Annotated in this window: 17 protein-coding genes; 11 read left to right on the plus strand and 6 right to left on the minus strand. The window is 70.3% G+C overall.

Annotated features, from left to right (window positions below; translation table 11 throughout):
• Positions 1-84: 84 nt before the first annotated feature.
• Positions 85-888 (minus strand): alpha/beta fold hydrolase, encoded by an 804-nt coding sequence (locus ACIBHY_RS11145; protein WP_397252338.1) that lies wholly within the window; start codon positions 886-888, stop codon positions 85-87.
• Between the two features lie 74 nt (positions 889-962).
• Between ACIBHY_RS11145 and ACIBHY_RS11150 the strand changes: the two genes are divergently transcribed.
• Together ACIBHY_RS11150 and ACIBHY_RS11155 are read left to right on the plus strand one after the other, a co-directional pair.
• Complete coding sequence (locus tag ACIBHY_RS11150) at positions 963-1583, plus strand: TetR/AcrR family transcriptional regulator (RefSeq protein ID WP_397252339.1); 621 nt, start codon at positions 963-965, stop codon at positions 1581-1583.
• 55 nt (positions 1584-1638) lie between these two features.
• Positions 1639-2784 carry a cytochrome P450 gene (locus ACIBHY_RS11155; RefSeq protein WP_397252340.1) on the plus strand — a complete coding sequence of 382 codons (1146 nt, stop codon included), beginning with the start codon at positions 1639-1641 and terminating at the stop codon, positions 2782-2784.
• On the opposite strand, the gene ACIBHY_RS11160 is transcribed toward ACIBHY_RS11155, so the two are convergent.
• The gene (locus ACIBHY_RS11160; protein WP_397252341.1) at positions 2741-3547 is read right to left on the minus strand and encodes a family 1 encapsulin nanocompartment shell protein; all 807 of its coding nucleotides are present in this window, start codon (positions 3545-3547) and stop codon (positions 2741-2743) included. The two genes, ACIBHY_RS11155 and ACIBHY_RS11160, sit on opposite strands and share 44 nt — an antisense overlap.
• Positions 3544-4533 carry a Dyp-type peroxidase gene (locus tag ACIBHY_RS11165; RefSeq protein ID WP_397252342.1) on the minus strand — a complete coding sequence of 330 codons (990 nt, stop codon included), beginning with the start codon at positions 4531-4533 and terminating at the stop codon, positions 3544-3546. Before ACIBHY_RS11165 ends, ACIBHY_RS11160 begins: the two co-directional genes overlap by 4 nt.
• 99 nt (positions 4534-4632) lie before the next feature.
• Between ACIBHY_RS11165 and ACIBHY_RS11170 the strand changes: the two genes are divergently transcribed.
• The 8 genes from ACIBHY_RS11170 (at position 4633) to ACIBHY_RS11205 (ending at position 13882) form a co-directional block, all read left to right on the plus strand.
• Positions 4633-6015: an MFS transporter gene (locus tag ACIBHY_RS11170; protein ID WP_397306614.1), complete on the plus strand. Its 1383-nt coding sequence runs from the start codon at positions 4633-4635 to the stop codon at positions 6013-6015.
• Between the two features lie 240 nt (positions 6016-6255).
• The gene (locus ACIBHY_RS11175; protein WP_397306615.1) at positions 6256-7167 is read left to right on the plus strand and encodes a hypothetical protein; all 912 of its coding nucleotides are present in this window, start codon (positions 6256-6258) and stop codon (positions 7165-7167) included.
• On the plus strand, positions 7164-8255 hold the full coding sequence (ltaE, locus tag ACIBHY_RS11180; protein WP_397252345.1) for a low-specificity L-threonine aldolase: 1092 nt from the start codon (positions 7164-7166) through the stop codon (positions 8253-8255). Before ACIBHY_RS11175 ends, ltaE begins: the two co-directional genes overlap by 4 nt.
• On the plus strand, positions 8224-9114 hold the full coding sequence (locus ACIBHY_RS11185; protein WP_397252347.1) for a cupin-like domain-containing protein: 891 nt from the start codon (positions 8224-8226) through the stop codon (positions 9112-9114). Before ltaE ends, ACIBHY_RS11185 begins: the two co-directional genes overlap by 32 nt.
• 26 nt (positions 9115-9140) lie before the next feature.
• Complete coding sequence (locus ACIBHY_RS11190) at positions 9141-9659, plus strand: CGNR zinc finger domain-containing protein (RefSeq protein WP_397252348.1); 519 nt, start codon at positions 9141-9143, stop codon at positions 9657-9659.
• A gap of 7 nt (positions 9660-9666) precedes the next feature.
• Complete coding sequence (locus ACIBHY_RS11195) at positions 9667-10962, plus strand: pyridoxal phosphate-dependent aminotransferase (protein WP_397252349.1); 1296 nt, start codon at positions 9667-9669, stop codon at positions 10960-10962.
• A gap of 747 nt (positions 10963-11709) precedes the next feature.
• Positions 11710-12228 carry a hypothetical protein gene (locus ACIBHY_RS11200; RefSeq protein ID WP_397252350.1) on the plus strand — a complete coding sequence of 173 codons (519 nt, stop codon included), beginning with the start codon at positions 11710-11712 and terminating at the stop codon, positions 12226-12228.
• A 145-nt stretch (positions 12229-12373) separates the two neighbouring features.
• Positions 12374-13882 (plus strand): MFS transporter, encoded by a 1509-nt coding sequence (locus ACIBHY_RS11205; RefSeq protein WP_397306616.1) that lies wholly within the window; start codon positions 12374-12376, stop codon positions 13880-13882.
• 79 nt (positions 13883-13961) lie between these two features.
• Here ACIBHY_RS11205 and ACIBHY_RS11210 read toward each other — a convergent pair whose 3' ends face one another.
• Together ACIBHY_RS11210 and rplK are read right to left on the minus strand one after the other, a co-directional pair.
• Positions 13962-14612 (minus strand): helix-turn-helix transcriptional regulator, encoded by a 651-nt coding sequence (locus ACIBHY_RS11210; protein WP_397306617.1) that lies wholly within the window; start codon positions 14610-14612, stop codon positions 13962-13964.
• A gap of 30 nt (positions 14613-14642) precedes the next feature.
• Positions 14643-15068 carry a 50S ribosomal protein L11 gene (rplK, locus tag ACIBHY_RS11215; protein ID WP_397306618.1) on the minus strand — a complete coding sequence of 142 codons (426 nt, stop codon included), beginning with the start codon at positions 15066-15068 and terminating at the stop codon, positions 14643-14645.
• A gap of 45 nt (positions 15069-15113) precedes the next feature.
• On the opposite strand from rplK, the gene ACIBHY_RS11220 reads away from it, so the two are divergent.
• Entirely contained in the window at positions 15114-16001 is an 888-nt protein-coding gene (locus ACIBHY_RS11220; RefSeq protein ID WP_397306619.1) for a MerR family transcriptional regulator, read from the plus strand.
• Here ACIBHY_RS11220 and ACIBHY_RS11225 read toward each other — a convergent pair.
• The gene (locus ACIBHY_RS11225) at positions 15998-17167 is read right to left on the minus strand and encodes an MFS transporter (protein WP_397252354.1); all 1170 of its coding nucleotides are present in this window, start codon (positions 17165-17167) and stop codon (positions 15998-16000) included. The two genes, ACIBHY_RS11220 and ACIBHY_RS11225, sit on opposite strands and share 4 nt — an antisense overlap.
• Between the last annotated feature and the right edge of the window lie 103 nt (positions 17168-17270).

Below are 17270 nucleotides of genomic sequence, written 5' to 3' on the forward strand. Positions count from 1 at the left end.
TCGGGGGTTGTTCTCGGTTCGATGAGGTAACTCTGCCGGACCGTTCTTACCGTTTCTTTTCCGCCCGCCGTAACCCGGCGGAAGTCAGAGGGCGCGGAGGACCTCGCGCAGCCGTACGGCGAAGCCCTCCGCGTCCTCCGTCCAGGCGACGTGCCCGCCGGGGAACATCGTGGGCTCGGTGCCGATCGAGGTGGCCAGCGCCCTGGAGGCGCGGTCGCAGAGCTGGCCGGTGGAGTCCTCGCCCAGCCCGACCAGCACACGGACCGGTCCGTCGCGCAGCGCGGCGACGTCGGGTTCCCAGCGGACGGTGCCGCGCATCATGTGCAGGTAGGAGTAGCGCTCGTCGGCGACGTACTGGGGGTCGGGCTCGGCGGGGAACATGTGCTCCAGGGCGCCCTCCGGCAGGTGGATGTCGGCGTTCTCGAAGAAGATCGCCCATGCGGTCGCGGTGTCGCCTGCGGCGTAGGCGGCGATCATGTCCTCCATGCGGGCGTCGAGCTTCTCGCGGTCGGGCAGCTGCGTGTAGTGGGGCGGCTCGTGCGCGATCACCGCGCGTACCCGCTCGGGGTGGGCCTGGGCGAGGGCGAGCACGCTCACGGCGCCGCCGCTGCTGCCGAACACGACCGCGGGGCCCGCGTCGACCTCGGCGAGGAGCAGGGAGAGGTCCGCGGCGCGGAGGGCGGGGGTGGAGTCTCGCCCGGGGTCGTCGAGCACGCTGCGGTGGATGCCGCGGGGGTCGGTGGTCAGCACCGTGTACTCATCGGCCAGCAGGTCGGCCAGCGACGCGAACGCCCCGGCGTCCATCGGCGCGCCGAACAGGACGACGAGCGGTCCCTGGCCGCGCACCTCGTAGTGCAGCGTGCCGTCGGGGGTCTTCAGGGTGGGCATGTTCATCTCCTCGGCTCCGGTACTGGACGGTACAGTACTCGCTTCGGTACTGGACCGTCCAGTACTATTCCGTCATGGACACCGGACGCACCGCCCAGAAGCGTCGCGCGATCGTCGACGCCGCGCGCACCCTCTTCCTGCGCAACGGCTACGCGGGCACCAGCATGGACGAGATCGCCGCGATGGCCGAGGTCTCCAAGCAGACCGTCTACAAGCACTTCGCCGACAAGCAACGGCTGTTCACCGAGCTGATCACCCTCGACATCTCGCGGATCGAGGTCGAGGTGCACCCGCTCGAAGCCGCCATGCCCGGCACCGACGACCTGGAACGCGACCTGCGGGAGTACGCCCGCACGCACCTGGCCGTGGTCATGCAGCCGCATCTGCTCCGCATGCGCCGCGTCCTCATCGGCGAGGCGGACCGCTTCCCCGACCTGGCTCGTGCCTGGTACGAGAACGGGCCGGTGCGATCGAGCGCGCTGTTCGCCGGGTGGTTCGAGGCGCTCGGGCGGCGCGGGCTGCTCAACGTGCCGGACCCGCTGCTGGCGGCCCAGCACTTCAACTGGCTGGTGTTGTCGATCCCGCTGAACAGGGCGATGTCCTTGCCGGTCGAGGCGGCGCTCTACGAGGAGAAGGAACTGCACCACTACGCCGACGAGGGGGTGCGCGTCTTTCTGGCCGCCTACGGAAGATGACTTCACGATAGAGATACTTTATGGTGGAGGTATATCTGCGACCTCTGGAGTGCCGATGATCGACCCCTTCGCCCCGAGCACGCGCGGCCTCGCCGACCCCGACCCCGCCCGCGAAGCGCTGCGCGCCGCGGGGCCGATCGTGAAGGTGGCCGCGCCCTCCGGCGGCTCGGTGTGGATCGTGACCGAGGAGAACCTGGCCCGCGAGGTGCTGGCCCATCCCGACATCGCCAAGGACCCGGCCAACGCGCCGGAGAGCTGGGACCCGCGGCGCGCCGGGCTCGAACCGGCCGCGGCCGCGCGGCCGTCCCTCACCACGCTCGACGGACCCGCCCACACCGAGCTGCGCCGCGCCCACGCCCCGCTGCTCAACGCCAGGCGGATCGCCGCGCAGTCCGATCGCGTCCACGAACTGGCCCGCGAACTGCTGACCGAGCTCGCCGGCGGGCCGCAGCCGGTCGACCTGATGGCCGGATTCACCGTCCGCTACCCGCTCACCGTCCTGCTCGACCTGCTCGGCATCCCGCTCGACCGGGTGGAGCAGGCGACGGAGGCGTGCAAGCTGATGTTCGACCCCGAGCCGGGCGCGCAGGGCCGCGCGATGGCCGAGCTCGCCCGGCTGGCCGAGGCGGGACTGGACGGCGAGCGCGGCGGGCTCGCCGCCGAACTGCGCGAGCGCGTGCCCGAGGGCACCACCCGCGAGCAGCTTCTCTACTACCTCTTCGGGCTGATCTTCGCCGGCCAGCTCACCACCGACGCCGCGCTCGGCTTCCTGGTCGCCCGCGCGCTCGCCACTCCGTCCGTCGGGGACGATCTCGTGCGCGAGACGTTGCGTGACCACCCGCCCGCGCCCTACACGCTCTGGCGGTTCACCACCGCTGAGATCGAGCTCGCCGGGGAGCGTGTGCCCGCCCGCTCGCCCGTCCTGGTGGACATCCAGGGCATCAACACCGATCCCGGCCGCGAGCCCGGCCCCGACCTCACGTTCGGCGCCGGCGCGCACTTCTGCGTCGGGGCCCAGCTCGCCCAGCTCGAACTGCGCGCGGTGGCCGACGTCCTGGCCGCCGACTTCCCCGACGCCCGGCTCGCCGTACCCTACGACGAGCTGCGCCAGAGCACCTACGGCGGCATCATGGGCGTGCGGCTCACCGCCCTGCCCGTCACCCTTGGCGCTGGGCGAGCGGGACCGCCGCCTCGCTCGTGAAGGGCAGGAACGTGAACGACTCCTGCAGGTAGAGCGTCACCGTGTCGGCGGTGTGCGACAGGTAGCCGATCGACAGGTCCTCGCCCAGGTGCAGGTCGTAGTCGCCGCCGCGGGTGGTCAGCACCAGTGCTCCGGCGAGCGCGGGCGCCCAGATGATGTCGCCGTCCACCATCCGCTCGATGTGCGAGCGCACCGGGTAGCCGTGGTCGCTGGTCTCGGTGACGCCCGTGTACGCCTCCGGGCCCAGCAGGACCGTGTACGGCCCGTCCACGCCGGCCACCCGCAGGGCGCTGAGCGCCTGGGCGATCGCCTCCGGGTAGCCGGTGAACTCGGCAGGCAGCGGGATCGGGCGGTGCGAGCTGGCCGGGACGATGCCGGTGATGCCGGCGGCGCCGTACCCCTGGAAGATCGCGCGGTCCTCGGCGATGGCGAGCGCGGTCGCGGCGTCCTTGGCGGGCTGCCAGTCGGAGTCGCCGGAACCGCGCTCGACGTCGTCGATCGCTTCACGGCTCAGCTCGAACGGCCGGCGCAGCTCCACCAGCGCCGCCACACCCCGCTGCCGGGCCTCGACGCCGTCGCCGGGCGGCTGGATCCCGGTGACGTGGCCGGTTCCGACGGCAGAGCTGTCGGCGCCGGTCGGGCCGTGGGTGTCGACCACGCGGCGGCCGGCGAGGTTGCGCTTGAACGTGCGGGCCACCTCCTCCTCGATCTGCGCCCAGGCGGCGTCGGAGATCGGGGCGAGCTCGCGGTGCAGGTTGTTCATGACTGCGGGACTCCTTTGAGGCTGCCGATCTCCAGAGCGCCCGGCGCCTGCGGTTCGGCCAGCCGTTCGAGCAGGTCGGGCGTCGGGACGAAATAGGTCGAGCCGGTCAGGGCGGTGGAGAAGTCCAGGATCCGGTCGTAGTTGCCGGGAGGGTCGCCGGCGAACATGTTCGTGATCATCCGGTCGATGACGTCAGGGGTCCTGGAGTAGCCGATGAAGTAGGTGCCGAACTCGCCGGCCGCGGCGTTGCCGAACGGCATGTTGTCCCGCACGATCTTCAGCTCCCTGCCGTCCTCCTCGATGACGGTCAGCGCGTTGTGCGCCCAGGTCGGCTTGGTCTGGTCGTCCAGCTCGACGTTGGCCAGCTTGGTACGGCCGATGACGCGCTCCTGGTGCTCGACGGGCAACGCGTTCCAGGCGGCCAGGTCGTGCACGTACTTCTGCACGGTGACGTACGTGCCGCCGGCGAACAGCGGGTCCTCCTCGCCGATCAGCACCGAGTCGGCGGCCAGATCGTCCTCGGGGTTCTCCGTGCCGTCCACGAAGCCGAGCAGGTCGCGGGCGTCGAAGTAGCGGAAGCCGTGCACCTCGTCCACGCCCGACAGCGCGCCCGACAGCCGGTCCATGATCAGCGCGGCCAGCTCGAAGCAGAGGTCCATGCGTCCGGCCCGCAGGTGCAGCAGCAGGTCACCGGGCGTCGAGGGCGCGTGGTGGACGCCGCGCACCTCGGGCATCGGGCGCAACATGGCCGGACGCGGCAGGTCGAACCACCGGTCCCACGCCTCGGCGCCGATACCGAGCACGCAGGACAGATCGCCGTCCAGACTGCGGAAGCCGACCGTGCGCCGCAGCGCCGCCAGGTCGCCGCAGAGCGCCCTGACCGCCTCGCGGGCCGCGGCGTCGTGCTTCACCGTCGCCACGGTGAAGACGGCCGCCCTGCTCAGCGGCCCGAGAACCGCCTGCAGTCCATGCTGTCGTGAGCTCACCTGTCGAACCTTGCCGCCCGGCGGTAAGGCCAACCTCACGGCTCAGCCAACGGAGAGAATGTCAGGTTTCCCCTGGTCTGTGGCGGACACAGGCCCAGCGTGAGACGACTGCCCGCCCTGGGTGTCTGCTTGACGGCCGCGTTCATGTCCGGCCTCGACGTGAGCATCGTCAACGTGGCGCTGCCGTCCATCCAGGAGAGCCTGCACGCCGGTGAGGACGGCCTGCAGTGGACGCTGTCCGGGTACGCGCTCACGTTCGGGCTGCTGCTCGTGCCCGCCGGACGGCTCGGCGACGCGCGCAGCCGGCGGGCCGTGTTCATGGTCGGCGTCGCCCTGTTCACGCTGGCCAGCACCGCCTGCGGTTTCGCGCCCACCATGCCGCTGCTGATCGCCGCCCGGCTGGTCCAGGGCGTCGCGGCCGGCATGCTCAACCCGCAGGTGTCCGGGCTGATCCAGCAGATGTTCCAGGGCCAGGAACGTGGCAGGGCCTTCGGCGCGTTCGGCGCCACGATGGGCATCGCGACCGCGGCCGGGCCCACGATCGGCGGCGCGCTCGTCACCGCGTTCGGCCACGAGGAAGGCTGGCGGTGGGTGTTCCTGGTCAACCTGCCGATCGGCGTCATCCTGCTGCCGCTGGCCTGGAAGCTGCTGCCGCCCGGCGTGAAGGGGCGCCAGGAGAGCATGGATCCCGTCGGCGTGCTGCTGCTCGGAATCGGCGTGTTCGGCCTGCTCCTGCCATTCGTGCAGCAGCACCAGTGGGAGGGACAGGTCAAGTGGCTGCTCGTGCCCGCCGCGCTGGCCGTACTGGCGCTCTTCGTCGCCTGGGAACGCCGCTACAAGCGTGAGCCGCTGATCCAGCTCGGCCTGTTCGCCAAACACTCCTACAGCCTCGGCGCCGTCATCGCCCTGTTCTACTTCGCCGGATTCACCGGCATCTTCTTCATCTACACCCTCTACCTGCAGAACGGCCTGCACTACACCCCGCTCCAGGCAGGGCTGGCCATCACCCCGTTCGCCATCGGCTCCTCCCTGGCCGCCATCGCCGGCGGACGCCTGGTCGGGCGGGCCGGGCGGCTGCTCGTCGCCGTCGGCCTCGCCGTCGTCATCGCCGGACTCGCCGCCACCATCGTGGTCACCGGAATCTGGACCGGGCCCGAACTCGGCTGGGCCAACGCGCCGACCCTGCTGATCGCCGGACTCGGCAGCGGGCTCGTGATCGCGCCCAACCAGGCGATCAGCCTGTCGGAGGTGCCACCGGTCCACGGCGGCAGCGCCGCCGGCGTGCTCCAGACCGGCCAGCGGCTCGGCTCCGCCTTCGGCATCGCCGCCACCGGATCGATCTTCTTCGGCGCGCTCCACGCCGGGTGGCCCTCGGCGTTCCGGCACGGGCTCGTGGTGGTCATCGCCTTCGTCGCCGTGGCGCTCGCCGCCGCCGTCTTCGACCTGGTCCACAGCAGGAGTACGGCCCGCCGTACCGGATAGCCGGATCTTGCAACCTACCCCCCAAACCCACTGTGACCTGCGACTATCGCCGCGCGTTCGGGGCGATAGCGAAACGGTAGTGGGACGATGCCCGCCCGCTTGAGCCTGAGGCCAGTTGATCCACAGGAACCAGCCCAATACGGGTGAGGCGAAGGAGACGCAGGCCATGTTCACCGCCAAATTGACTCGGACTCTCCGGCTTCTGGTATCGCGCTCCGCCAACAACCCCTGGGAATAACGGTGTCGATCCACGTAGAGGTGCCGGCGATCTCCGAGACTCTCGGAACCGGACAGGCGTGCGGCACCTTCGGCGAACTGCTCCAAGGCGCACTGGCGGACCCGCAGGTGGACTTCCTGGTCACCCTGCCGATCGAGGCGGGCAGCACCGCCCGCTTCCGCTACGACCGGCGGACCACCGACATCCGGGTGGTCCCCGGAGACCGGAAGAAGGCCAGGTCGCTGGCCCGCTCGATGCTCACGTTCCGCGGCTACCGCGGCGGCGGCGACCTCCACGTCGACACCGACCTGCCCATCGGCAAAGGGCTGGCCAGCTCCTCCGCCGACCTCGTGGCCACGGCGTGGGCCGTGGGCCGGGCGCTCGGCGAACTGCCCACACCGGGCGAGATCGAGGAGCTGATGCGGAGGATCGAGCCGTCCGACGGCGTGATGTACCCGGGCACCGTGGCCTTCCGCCACCGCGACGTACGGCTCCTCGAACGCCTCGGCCACCTTCCCGACATGACCATCGTCGGCGTCGACGAGGGCGGCAGCGTGGACACGGTCGCCTTCAACCGCGGCCACCGGCGTTTCTCCGACTCCGCCCGGCAGGAGTACCAGCGGCTCCTGGACACGCTGCGCGTCGCGGTCCCGGCCGGCGACACCGCCGAGATCGGCCACGTGGCCAGCAGGAGCGCCGCCATGCACCAGCGGATGCACCCCAAGCGCATGCTCCGCGACATGCTCGGCATCTGCGGCGTCGTCGGCGGCCTCGGCGTCGTCACCGCGCACAGCGGCACCATGCTCGGCATCCTGCTCGACGAGGCCGACCCCGACTACACCGCCAAGCTGGGAAAGGCGATCGGCGAATGCTCCGCGCTGGCCGGCGGCTCCCACCTCTTCCGCACCGCCCGCCCGGCTAGGAGGCCGACGTGAGTTCCCCCAAGCGGCGAGTCGAACTGCGCAGCGACACCTTCACCCTGCCCTCGCCGCGGATGCTGGAGGCGATGGTGGCCGCCGAACTCGGCGACGACGTCTACGGCGAGGACCCGACCGTCAACGCGCTGGAGGTCCTGGCCGCGAGACTGCTCGGCAAGGAGGCCGCCTGCTTCATGCCCAGCGGCACCATGAGCAACCTGGCCAGCATCATGACCCACTGCCCGCGCGGCTCGAAGGTCATCGTCGGCGAAGAATCCGACATCTACGTGTACGAGGCCGGCGGGGCCTCGGTATGCGGGGGAGTGATCTACCACCCGATCCCCAACAAGCTCGACGGCACGATGGACCTCGACGCCATCGCCGCCGCCTTCCCGCCCGACTCCGACGATCCGCAGTTCGCCCTGCCCGCGCTGCTCTGCCTGGAGAACCCGCAGAATCACCGGGGCGGCAAGGTGCTGCCCGCGGCGTACCTGCGCGAAGTCACGGACTTCGCCCGGGAGAACGGCCTGACCGTGCACATGGACGGCTCGCGCATCTTCAACGCCGCGCTGGCCGCCGACGTGCCCGTCGCCGAGCTGGCCGGCTACGCGGACTCCGTCATGTTCTGCCTGTCCAAGGGGCTCGGCGCGCCGGTCGGCTCGATGGCCGTCGGGACCGGGCCGTTCATCCGCGACGTGCGCCGCCTGCGCAAGATGCTCGGCGGCGGGATGCGGCAGGCCGGCGTACTGGCAGCGGCCGCGATCGTCGCCCTGGAGAACAGCGGGCGGCTGGCCGAGGACCACGAGAGCGCCCGGCGGCTCGCCGACGGCCTCGACACCATCCCAGGCATCGCGGTCGACCGCGCCGAGCCCGGCATCAACATGGTCTTCTTCCGCGTCCTCACCATGGACAACCCCACGTTCGTCGCCGCCGCGCAGGCCCAGGGCGTGGCACTGGCCGAGCTCGGCCACGGGCAGATCCGGGCCGTGACCCACTACGGAGTCGAGCCAGAGGACATCGGCTACGTGCTCGACGTGATCCGTTCGATCCTCGCCGACTCCACCAGGAGGAGCCATGCCGATCACAAGCCCGTACTCGCCGGTTGACGTCCGGCCGCAGCTCTCCGCCGAGGAGTTCTACGCCGAGTACGTCAACAAGAAGCCGGTCCTGATGCCCGGCGCCCTCGCCGAGCTTCCCGCCGCCCAGCGCTGGTCGCTGCCCTACCTCGCCTCGATCGCGCCCGACCTGCCGGTACGGCTCAAGACCGGGCGCGTGGCCGAGGGCAAGACCACGACCGTCCGGCTCGACGACTACTCCAAGACGGTCATCGCCTGGGAACAGCGCGGATCCGACGACGTGGAACGGCCCGCGTACCTGCACGACGTGCCGCTGCTCACGTTCATCCCCGAACTGCGGCAGGACCTCGAACCCTTCCCCGGGCACCTGTTCCCCGCGTTCTTCCGCGACAACTGGGCGGTCTTCCCGCAATTCTTCGTCGGCCCCTCGCAGGCCGTCACCACGCTGCACTTCGACACCCTGCTCACCCACAACCTGTTCTTCCAGCTCGACGGCAGCAAGCGCTTCGTCATGGTCGCCAACGAGGACCGCGACCGCTGCTACACCTACAACTGGCGCTGGGCCGAAGTGAACCCGGAAGACCCCGACTACGACCGCCACCCCGACTTCCGCGGCGTACGCGTCATGGAGGCGCACGTCCAGGCCGGCGACCTCTTCTACATGCCGCCCGGCACCCTGCACCAGGTCTCCTCACTCAGCTCGTCGGTGTCGTTCAACATCGACTGGCACGACAAGGTCAGCGCCCTGCGCGGCATCGCCGCCGTACGCCACGGCATGCCGCGCCAGAACCTGCGCTACAACCTGCTGCTCGCCCTCGGCGTCTACGGCCGGGTGCCGCTCAAGGTGCTCATGCCGGCCCTCCGGTCGTACTTCACGTACATCTCCTAATCCTTCCTCTCCGGCCGGGAGAACGCATGCTGTTCAGCCAAGACCTGATCCGCTCGCTGGCCACGGCGGTCGACCTGGTCAACACGCAGCTCGTCACCGTCGCCGACCTGGTCGCGCTCGTCGAGCGCCGCCAGGTCGGATACCCCGACGAGCTGACCGGGGCCGACCTCGAAGCCGTGCGCGGTTCGCGGGAGGAGTTCCACCACGTCTTCATCGCGCCCGACCAGGGCGTCGAGCGCCTCAACAGGCTGCTCGGGCGGACCAGGCTCACCCTGCGGCTGTCCGAGTACGACGGCCAGCGGCTGCGCCTGCAGCACCACGCCGGGGAGGCGCCGGTGGCAGAACAACTCACCGCCGACTGCGGGCTCGCCCTCGCGTACCTGTTCGTCCACGGCGAGCAGACCCGGCTGCGGACCTGCGCCGCCGACGGTTGCTCCCGGGTCTTCGTGGACGCCTCACGCAACCGCTGCCGGGTGTACTGCGACAGCCGTACCTGCGGAAACCGCGCCCACGCGGCGGCACACCGAGCACGTCGCCGGACCTAGGGACGATATGAGCGCCCATGCCTTCCCGCCCTCGCCCAATCTGGCCCTCGACGAACTCGTCAACCACAGACGTCGGGCCGGGCAGCCGCTGATTCACCTGGGGTTCGGCGAATCGCAACTGCCCGTGCCCGACTTCCTCGCCGACCGGCTGCACGCCGGCGCGGCCAGGAACCGCTACGGCCAGATCGGCGGCGAACTCGACTGCCGCGAAGCCGCCGCCGGCTACTTCACCCGCCGGGGCCTGCGCACCCACGCCGACCAGGTCGTCATGGCCCCCGGCAGCAAACCCGTCCTGCTCGCCCTGATGGCGGCCCTGCCGGGAGCCGTCGTGCTGCCCCGGCCCTGCTGGGTCACCTACGAGCCACAAGCACGGCTGTTCGCACGCGAGGTCGTCGGCGTGCCCGTGCCGCCCCAGTGCGGCGGAGTACCCGACCCGGACCGGCTCGTCCCCGCGTTGCGGGCGGCACGACGAGCCGGTCTGCGCCCCCGCTCCATCGTGCTCACCCTGCCCGACAACCCGACCGGCACACACGCGCCCGCCGCCGTGGTGCGCAGGCTGGCGGAGATCGCCGACGACTGGGACCTGCTCGTCATCTCCGACGAGATCTACCGCGACATCGTCCACCCGCCCGGCGAGGACATCACCAGCCCGGCCGAGTACGTGCCCGACCGGACCGTCGTCACCTCCGGCCTCAGCAAGAGCCTGGCGCTCGGAGGATGGCGGATCGGATTCGCCCGCTTTCCCGACACGGTCGACGGGCTGGCGCTGCAGAGCCGGGTCATCGGGCTGGCCAGCGAGATCTGGTCGTCCCTGGCGGGTCCGATGCAGGAGGTCGCACGGTACGCGCTGTCGGAACCGCCGGAACTGCGCCGGCACCTGGCAGCCAGCACGCGGCTGCACGGGGCGGTGGCGGCGGCCGTACACGAGGTGATGACAGGAACGGGCGCGGCCTGCCGCCCGCCGACAGGAGGCTTCTACGTCTACCCGGACTTCTCCCCGATCCACGGCAGACTGGCCGCGATGGGCGTACGCGACTCGGCCACCCTCGAACGCCACCTGCTCGACCGGCTGGGCGTGGCGGTACTGGGCGGCCACCACTTCGGCGACGACCCCAAGGCGCTCCGCTTCCGCGCGGCGACCAGCATGTTGTACGGCGAAAGCGACGAGGAACGCTGGCTGGCCCTGGAAAGCGCAGACCCGGTGGCCCTGCCCCACATCGAACGCCTCCTGGACAACCTGACCGACGCCTTCTCCACGTTGACCGGCGCATCCACCCGGTCCGCGGTGGCCGCGCTCCACTAAAGGCATCGTGTTCCGCTTCGCTCCACGCGTTCTTCCAGTCGAGCCGGGGGCTCGACCCCGCGCCGGACCTCGCTCCGCTCGGGCTGCCTTCCTTGAGCGCTTTCGCCCGCAAGGTGGGCAGCGGTGTGCGTGGGAGCAGTTCGAGCCGGTCGGTGTGCGACCGGCTCCGGGGTGTCGGATCCGCGGCGTCGGGTGGGGCGAGGCCCGGCGAGTCACGTAGACCCTTGTCGGCGCTGGGTGCAGCCAGACTGCCGGCGTTCACAGCCGCCGAGGTCGGGGCGGTCTATCTGGAGTGATCGCGCCCGCCGGCCTGACCCGGTCGTGGGCCGCCCGGCAGTAGCCGGTTCAGTGCGCGATCTCCAATCTGATGTATCAGGCGACGCTTGCGGGTGCCGGTCGCTCGGTCCGGCTGACGTCGCGTACTCGTCCAGGACGACGATCGCGCGCTGGTACTAGGCAGCCCCTGTGGCGCGGCCCGTCTGTTGGGAGGCGAGTTTCGAGTAAGTGGTAATTGGGTCTGCACCGGAATGGTGGCTGGGGCGGTATGCGGTAAAGGCGGCGATTTGTCGTGGGGGAGATTGCTCGTTCGGGCCAGGCTTCTCGCGGATTCCCATTAAGTTGGTTCGGGCTCGGACACATTAACCAAGGGCCGACGCCAGGAATGCCGGTCGAAGGCCTGGCAACTCATGTTTGAGGTGCTACGTGAGCAGACGCAGACGTTTGCAGCGGCCGTGGGATCCGCCCTGGGTGAAGATCGCCGGACTTGCCGCCGCGTTGTTCTCGGTCGTCATCGCGATCTTGAGCTTCGCGGGTGACGAGAAGGGGCGGAGGGTGGTCGCGGGCGGGCCGTCCCCCACGTCCACGCAGCGTCATGAACCCATGGAGGTTCCCGGAGTCGCTGAGCCGACACCCACCGGGGCTGCCACGTCTCCCTCGGCGGCGGTCCCGGATCGTTTCATCGGGACTTGGGTCGGACTGGTAGCCGACGAAGACATGAAAACGCCATTTCCGGTGGAGATTCTCCTACGGCAGGGTGGGCTTGGCGAGACCATAGGGAAAGTCCACTACGAGTCGCTCAGGTGTCAGGGTGTCGTCCGGCTCTATGAAGTCTCGTCGCGAGAACTCTCGGTGCAGGAAAGTCTTTCCGTGTCCACCGATATGTGCGACGAAGATCTTGTGACGCTGAGATATGAAGCGAATGGAACTCTTCACTACAGTTATGGCGCTGGGGAGGGGCGTGCGGTATTGAGGAGGCAAGTGCCGTAGAGCCGGGGGCCATCGGCTTTTGTTACATGCGTCACTCACCGGGCCTGGCGTGACGGGCGCTTCCTGGTTTCCTACCTTCGGGGCAGGCGCCTTACCTGAGGGTACGTCCTTACCTTCAGTAAGCCCGGCTCCTAGGGTCTCGGCCATGCCTGACACATCCAAGGAGACCGCACGGGCCGGGTGGAAGCAGTGGGCGGGGCTGGCCGTTCTCGCGCTCCCCGCCATGCTCGTGATGATCGATATGAGCGTGTTGCACCTGGCCATGCCGCGACTGAGCGCCGATCTCGATCCCAGCGCCCCCCAACTGCTCTGGATCACCGACATCTACGGCTTCCTCATCGCCGGCGCGCTGATCCCCATGGGCGCCCTGGGCGACCGGATCGGGCGGCGGCGGGTTCTGCTCGTCGGGGCGGCCACGTTCGGGGCCGCCTCCGTGCTGGCCGCCTACGCGCCCACCGCCGAGACCCTGATCGCCGCCCGCGCGTTGCTCGGTCTCGCCGGGGCGGCGCTGGGCCCGTCCACCCTGTCGCTGATCAGCGTCATGTTCCACGATCCACGGCAGCGTACAACGGCGATCACCGTCTGGATGGCCAGCTTCATGGCGGGCGGTGCCGTAGGCCCGCTGGTGGGTGGCGTGATGCTGGAGTACTTCTGGTGGGGGTCGGTGTTCCTGGCGGCGGTGCCGGTCATGGTGCTGCTGGTGGTACTCGGGCCGATCCTGCTGCCCGAGTACCGCGACCCCCGGCCCGCCCGGCTGGACCTGCCCAGCGCGGCGATGTCGCTGACGGCGGCCCTGGCGGTGGTGTACGGCATCAAGGAGATGGCCAAGGACGGCTTCGCGTCGGTGCCCGCGGTCGCCGTCGTGCTGGGGCTGGTCGCCGGGGTTCTGTTCGTACGGCGGCAGCGGCGGCTCGCCCATCCGGTGCTGGATCTGTCGTTGTTCGCCAACCGGGCCTTCACCGTTTCGCTGGGCACGCTGACCATCACCGTGATCTTCATGCTGGGCACGCAGTTCCTCATGGCCCAGTACATGCAGATGGTGCTGGGCCTGTCCCCGCTCACGGCCGGGCTGTGGGGGCTGCCCCTGGTCATCGCGGGCACCGTCGCGATCTTCGTCGCGTCGGCGCTCGCGGGGAAGATTCACCGTGCCTCCATCATCGGGACCGGGCTGGTCGTCGCCGCCGCCGGGTTCGCCGTGCTCACTCAGGCGGACGCGTCGGCCGGGCCGCCGGTCGTGGTGACCGGGTCGGTTCTGCTGTTCGCGGGGCTCATGCCGGTGTCGGGGCTGGGCATCGACATGATCGTGGGTGCCGCTCCGCCCCCGCAGGCGGGCGCGGCCGCCGCGGCCGGGGAGACCACCCAGGAACTGGGCGGCGCCCTGGGGATCGCCCTCCTCGGCAGCCTGGTCAACGCCGTCTACCACGGCCGCATGACGGAGACCGCCTTCGGCCACCCGCCCGCCGCCGCGGAAACGCTGCCGGCCGCCCTGGCCGTGGCCCGGTCACTTCCCGGGCCGGCCGGTGACGAGCTCGTCGCCTTCGCCCGGGACGCGTTCGCCGACGGGTTGCGGCTGACCTCGGCCATCGCCGTCCCCGTCCTGCTCGGGCTGGCCGGAGTGGTGGTGTTCCTCCTCAGGAAGGTAGAGCGGACCTAGGGTCTTCGCGCGCCGGTACGGCCAGGGGTGACCTGAGCCTCACGCTCCTGTGCTCGTTCGACGAGCGCTCGTGCCCGTCTCAGCCGTATCGCTCGACGAGCGCGTTGCCGATCGAGGCCAGGTGGTCCCGCACACTCGCGGGGCCGGTCACCTCAAGCCATTCGATCAGCCCGGAAAGCTCGCCGGCGAGCGTGTACTCGTCGTGGCCGCGGATCACGACCTCGACGCGGCCGTCGGTCGTGGAACCTCCCACCTCGAGCCGGCCGCCGAACCCTATCCGGAGCGGGCCTATCCCTTGGGGCGCGCAGAGCGCCTGGATCTCGAAAGGCGTTCGCTTGCGGTCGACTTCGTCGGCGATCTCACGCCAGCTCTCTGCAAGGTCGAAGTCCTCGGGACGGCGCACGGGATCGTCGGTCGGCTCGGCGGACGACACACGATCGATCCTGAAGGTCCGCCGGCCGGCCTCGGTGTGGGAGACGAGGTACCACGACGGACCTTTGGCGACGATGCCCAGCGGGTGGACGGTTCTCTCGGATTCGGCGCCTTCGCGGTCGACGTAGCCGAGCCGCACCTGCACGCCGCGGATCACCGCGTCCTGGAGTTCGTCGAGGAAGCGGGGCGGCCGGTGCTCGCCCCGGGAGTTCGTGTCGAACGTGGAGGTGGTCAGCCTGGATTGCGGCCATTGGATCCAGCAAGAAAGGCCGGAAGAAGCCAACCAGGCGATTCTCAAGTGGCTGGGCCGAAAGCACTCGCGACGCAGCTAGTCGCGGACCGTGAGGCCCATGGAGCGGGCCGTACCCGCGATGATCTTCTCGGCCTGGTCGAGATCGGAGGTGTTGAGGTCGGGGAGTTTGGCCTGGGCGACCTCGCGGAGCTGGGCGCGGGTGATCGAGCCGCCGTTCACGTGCCCCGGGCGCGGGCTGCCGCCGTCGAGGCCGGTGACGCGCCGGATCAACGAGGCGGTGGTCGGCTGCTTGGTGGCGAACTCGAACGACCGGTCCTCGTAGACGGTGATGACCGCGGGGATCACGAAGCCGCGCCGATCCTGGGTCTGCGCGTTGTACTGCCGGCAGAACTCCATGAGGTTGATGCCGAGCGGGCCGAGGTCCTTGCCGACGCTCGCCGGGTTCGCCCCGCCGGCCTCGAGGTGCATGGTGACGACTCTGGCCACCTTGTTCTTCGCCATGTCGGGTACGCTAAAGTCTCCAGCAACTGGAGACTCAAGGGAATTATGAGTTACACGATCGGCCGCCTGGCGAAGCTGACCGGCATGCCCGTCAAGACGATTCGCTTCTACTCCGACTCGGGGGTGCTGCCCGAGCGGGAACGGACCGCCTCCGGCTACCGGATCTACGGGGACGAGGACCGGGCCCGGCTGGAACTGATCCGTACGCTGAGGGAGATCGGGGTCGATCTGGTCACGATCCGCTCGCTCGGCGATCGCAGGCTGAGAAACGTGCTCGATCTGCACCTCAAGGCGGTCGAGACCCAGCTCAAGTCGCTCCAGCGGACCAGGGCGGTGCTCAGGGCGACGCTCGGCAGGGACGGCGATCCGGCCGAGGACGATCTGCGCAGGCTGCACGCGCTCAGCCGGGTCGGGACTGCGGAGATGGAGCTGCTGCTCGACGAGTTCGTCGACGAGGTGGGCGGCGGCATCGAGGCCCGGCACGAGTGGCTGGCCGACATGCGCGACTGCATGCTCCCCGAACTGCCCGAGGAGCCGACCACCGTCCAGCTCGACGCGTGGCTGGAGCTGGCCGGCCTGCTCGCCGACGAGGACTACCGGGAGAGCCTGCGCCGCCAGAGCAAGGACTTCTGGGAGGGAGACGTCGACATCGAGGCCTGGCAGGAGGCGAACACCCAGGTCATGCGGGAGGGGCTGGCCGCGGCGCAGGCGGGCGTCGAGCCCGGCTCGCCCGAGTCGGCGGTGGTTCTCGAGCGGATTCTGGCGGTCATGGGGCAGAGCCGGGAGGAGATGCTGCGCACGTTCGACGAGCACGATCCTCGGGCGGCCAGGTTGTGGGAGCTGGTGTCGATCATCCAGGAGACGCCCTGGCCGGCGGAGCAGACGATCGCCTACGGCTGGATCGAGGCCGCGCTCCGAAAGCTGGATGGCTAGGTGTCGAGGGCGCGTACGCAGGTCAGGCCGGTCAGTGCGACGACGGCCATGACGGCGAACAGGGGGCGCAGGCCGATCTGCTGCGCGAGCAGGCCGCCCACGAGAGCCCCCAGCGGCATCGTGCCCCACGCGATCAGCCGGTAGCAGCTGTTGACCCGGCCCAGCATCGCGTCCGGGGTGATGCGCTGGCGTAGCGAGACCATGACCACGTTGGCCACCACGATGCCGATCCCGCCGACGAAGAAGCCCGCGCCGACGAGGTACGGGCTGGTAGTGGCCGCGGGGACGCCGATGAGCACCGCGCCGGCCGGCAGGGCCAGGACGAGTGTCCGGGTACGGCCCAGCCGCCGCTCCAGCCAGGCGCCGGCCAGCGAGCCCACCAGGCTGCCCGCGGCGATGGTGCCCAGGAGCAGGCCGTATCCGGCTTCCGGCAGGCGCATCGGGCCCGTGGCGTACAGGACGAGGACGGCCGTCGCGGCGTTGCTCGCGAAGTTGAACAGGCCGGTCAGCACCGCCAGACGGCGCAGCACCTTCTGCCGCCACAGGTAGCGCAGCCCGGCCGCGATGTCGGCGCGCAGGGTGGTGGTGGGCTCGGTGCGGTCGACGCGGTAGGAGCCGCGCACGAGGAACAGGGCGGCGACGGCCAGCAGCCACAGGGCGGCGGGGGTGGCGAAGGCGAGTGCCGCGGCGGCGGCCGCCAGCAGGCCGGCGAGTGGCGGGCCGACGAACTGGTTGGCGGTCAGCTCGGCGGCGAAGAGGCGGCCGTTGGCCTGGGTGAGGCGCTCGCGGGGGACGATCTGGGGGACGATCGACTGGGCCGCGGTGTCGTAGACGGTCTCGGCGGTGCCGATGAGGAAGGCGGCGCCGTACAGGAGCCAGATGGAGCCCCACCCGAGCAGGACGGCGGCGGTCACGGCGGCCAGGAGCGCGGCGCGCGTCAGGTTGGCGGCGAGCATGGCGCGGCGGCGGTCGAGGCGGTCGACGAGCGCGCCGGCCGGTAGCGCGCACACGAGCCAGGGCAGGGTGACGGCGACGGCGAGGCCCGCCACGAGCGGCGGGGAGCGGGTGAACTGGACCGCGACCAGGGGCAGCGCGACCTTGAGTATGCCGTCGGCGAGGTTGGACAGGCCGGATGAGGTCCACAGCTGCCAGTAGGCGCGCGACATCGGTGCAGGGTTTCACGAAGATCGCCGGTCGTGCAATGGCCAGGCGATAGGGCGGCAATAGCGACATTTGGCGTAGTGGCCTCATCACGGGATGGAGGCCGGC

It is taken from the genome of Nonomuraea sp. NPDC050547, assembly GCF_044457345.1.
Classification (GTDB): Bacteria; Actinomycetota; Actinomycetes; order Streptosporangiales; family Streptosporangiaceae; genus Nonomuraea.

Excerpts from the sequence above, each read along its gene's own strand:
- ACIBHY_RS11145 (WP_397252338.1), bottom strand. The coding sequence starts at position 888 with ATGCCCACCCTGAAGACCCCCGACGGCACGCTGCACTACGAGGTGCGC.
- ACIBHY_RS11150 (WP_397252339.1), top strand. The coding sequence starts at position 963 with ATGGACACCGGACGCACCGCCCAGAAGCGTCGCGCGATCGTCGACGCC.
- ACIBHY_RS11155 (WP_397252340.1), top strand. The coding sequence starts at position 1,639 with ATGATCGACCCCTTCGCCCCGAGCACGCGCGGCCTCGCCGACCCCGAC.
- ACIBHY_RS11160 (WP_397252341.1), bottom strand. The coding sequence starts at position 3,547 with ATGAACAACCTGCACCGCGAGCTCGCCCCGATCTCCGACGCCGCCTGG.
- ACIBHY_RS11185 (WP_397252347.1), top strand. The coding sequence starts at position 8,224 with ATGCCGATCACAAGCCCGTACTCGCCGGTTGACGTCCGGCCGCAGCTC.
- ACIBHY_RS11190 (WP_397252348.1), top strand. The coding sequence starts at position 9,141 with ATGCTGTTCAGCCAAGACCTGATCCGCTCGCTGGCCACGGCGGTCGAC.
- ACIBHY_RS11195 (WP_397252349.1), top strand. The coding sequence starts at position 9,667 with ATGAGCGCCCATGCCTTCCCGCCCTCGCCCAATCTGGCCCTCGACGAA.
- ACIBHY_RS11205 (WP_397306616.1), top strand. The coding sequence starts at position 12,374 with ATGCCTGACACATCCAAGGAGACCGCACGGGCCGGGTGGAAGCAGTGG.
- rplK (WP_397306618.1), bottom strand. The coding sequence starts at position 15,068 with ATGGCGAAGAACAAGGTGGCCAGAGTCGTCACCATGCACCTCGAGGCC.
- ACIBHY_RS11220 (WP_397306619.1), top strand. The coding sequence starts at position 15,114 with ATGAGTTACACGATCGGCCGCCTGGCGAAGCTGACCGGCATGCCCGTC.
- ACIBHY_RS11225 (WP_397252354.1), bottom strand. The coding sequence starts at position 17,167 with ATGTCGCGCGCCTACTGGCAGCTGTGGACCTCATCCGGCCTGTCCAAC.